Origin of the sequence: Martelella alba (assembly GCF_005217455.1) — a bacterium.
GTDB lineage: Bacteria > Pseudomonadota > Gammaproteobacteria > Enterobacterales > Enterobacteriaceae > Acerihabitans.
The window spans coordinates 1-1,463 of sequence record NZ_SZPQ01000123.1 but is presented as its reverse complement, the minus strand read 5'-3'; the positions used below and the strand labels follow the sequence as shown (position 1 = coordinate 1,463).

4 protein-coding genes and 1 pseudogene are annotated in these 1,463 nt (G+C 49.0%); 4 read left to right on the top strand and 1 reads right to left on the bottom strand.

The genetic code is table 11. The features are described from left to right. From FCN80_RS25920 to FCN80_RS25905, 4 genes are all read left to right on the top strand, one after another. The coding region (locus FCN80_RS25920) for an IS3 family transposase (protein ID WP_170975539.1) at positions 1–193 on the top strand (193 nt) is incomplete at its 5' end. Continuing rightward, positions 159–488, top strand: a complete 330-nt coding sequence (locus tag FCN80_RS25915; RefSeq protein WP_136993240.1) for a DUF4942 domain-containing protein — start codon at positions 159–161, stop codon at positions 486–488. The genes FCN80_RS25920 and FCN80_RS25915, both read left to right, overlap by 35 nt. 76 nt (positions 489–564) lie before the next feature. Then, positions 565–813 carry a CopG family ribbon-helix-helix protein gene (locus FCN80_RS25910; protein ID WP_136993238.1) on the top strand — a complete coding sequence of 83 codons (249 nt, stop codon included), beginning with the start codon at positions 565–567 and terminating at the stop codon, positions 811–813. Between the two features lie 3 nt (positions 814–816). Then, positions 817–1,092 carry a type II toxin-antitoxin system RelE/ParE family toxin gene (locus tag FCN80_RS25905; RefSeq protein WP_136993236.1) on the top strand — a complete coding sequence of 92 codons (276 nt, stop codon included), beginning with the start codon at positions 817–819 and terminating at the stop codon, positions 1,090–1,092. A 59-nt stretch (positions 1,093–1,151) separates the two neighbouring features. Here FCN80_RS25905 and FCN80_RS27135 read toward each other — a convergent pair. Further along, positions 1,152–1,463, bottom strand: a pseudogene (locus FCN80_RS27135) (hypothetical protein); the annotation flags it as partial.

Genomic DNA, 1,463 nt, shown 5'->3' with positions numbered 1-1,463 from the left:
CAACGGTCTTTATAAAGCGGAGGTAATACACCGTAAGAGCTGGAAAAACCTGGCAGAAGTAGAGCTGGCAACACTGGTGTGGGTGGACTGGTACAACAATCGCAGGCTAATGGAGAGGCTTGGTCACATCCCGCCGGCTGAAGCTGAAAAAACATATTATGCTTCCAGAAACTGTAACAATCTGGCAGCCTGAGCTTCCTGCCTTAACTCTCTCCAAGAAAACCGGGGCGGTTCAGTTAGCCGATCTGGAACGGATGTTCTACTTGCTGGATGGTAAAACCATTCCCGATAACCGGCATGATGTCTCCAACCGGTTTATGGATTTCGTGCGCGACAATCCGCATCAGCAGATTTTCGAAGATGAGTTGTTCACCATTCGCTACTTTCAAAAGGGCAGTGGGCATATCACGTTCAAACGTCTGGATCTGGTAGAGAAGATGAATGACATTGTGGCGAAGCACTTTCCGGGGATGTTGCCTGCGAAATGAGATGTGATGTTTTTATAGGCATCTCTATGCTAATCTTAATAGGAGTTATTAAATGTTATTAAAGGAGATAATCCCTATGGGTTCGCTTACTAAACAAACCATCAGCGCACAGATACCCGTTGAGTTGGCTGCTGCTGTAGAAAATCTGGCAATTGAGTTGGACCGTTCTAAGAGCTGGATTATTAAAGAAGCGTTGACCAGTATGCTGGTCGAAAGAGAACGGCGTCATCAGAGCATTCAGGCCGGTCTTGCCGATGTGGATGCCGGTCGCGTGGTGAGCCACTCGGACATGGTGGATTTTGCTAATCGCTTAAAGAAATCCTGATAAATGGAAATTTACTGGACGCTTAAAGCTCATGATGACCTGGAGCGTATCTACCATTTCGCTCTTCAGTACAGCCGCCAGCACGCCGATGATGTATTGGATCGCCTGATTACTGGCTGCGCTGGCCTTACGGTGAATCCGGCAATTGGTGTACAGCAGACTCGGTATGAACCCCGGGAAGTCCGAAAAGTGTTATTCGATGATTACGAGGTTCACTACGAACTTCGTGACAATGACATCTATATCGTGGATCTCTGGCATACCAGAGAAGAACGATGAAGAGATGCTCTTCTCATCGGTAGCTGTCAACGAAGTTGACAGAGAGCGTTATTCGTTTTTTACGCTACCGTTTTCAGCCCGGTTTCCGGCTTATCTGGATTCAGCATCACCACCTCGACCCGCCGCCATTGGCGGCATGAGCCAGACCACCGTTCCGGTCGGGCTCTTCTGGCCGTGTCATACAAGGCCTTTCGTTTTGCCAGCAGGCTTATATCTTCTCCCTGATGCCGTTGTTCCGGTGTGACATAACCGATGGCGCTATGCCGATGCTCCTCGTTATACCACCGGCTGAAGGTAAGCGTGTGCCCAGCGCCGTATTGACAGTTATTCAGCAGGGATGTTGAGGTTCCACGGCAGAAGATCTTTGACCT

What these genes read in the sequence shown, in the direction of transcription:
- FCN80_RS25915 (WP_136993240.1), top strand. Translation starts at nt 159, where the DNA reads ATGCTTCCAGAAACTGTAACAATCTGGCAGCCTGAGCTTCCTGCCTTA.
- FCN80_RS25905 (WP_136993236.1), top strand. Translation starts at nt 817, where the DNA reads ATGGAAATTTACTGGACGCTTAAAGCTCATGATGACCTGGAGCGTATC.
- FCN80_RS25910 (WP_136993238.1), top strand. Translation starts at nt 565, where the DNA reads ATGGGTTCGCTTACTAAACAAACCATCAGCGCACAGATACCCGTTGAG.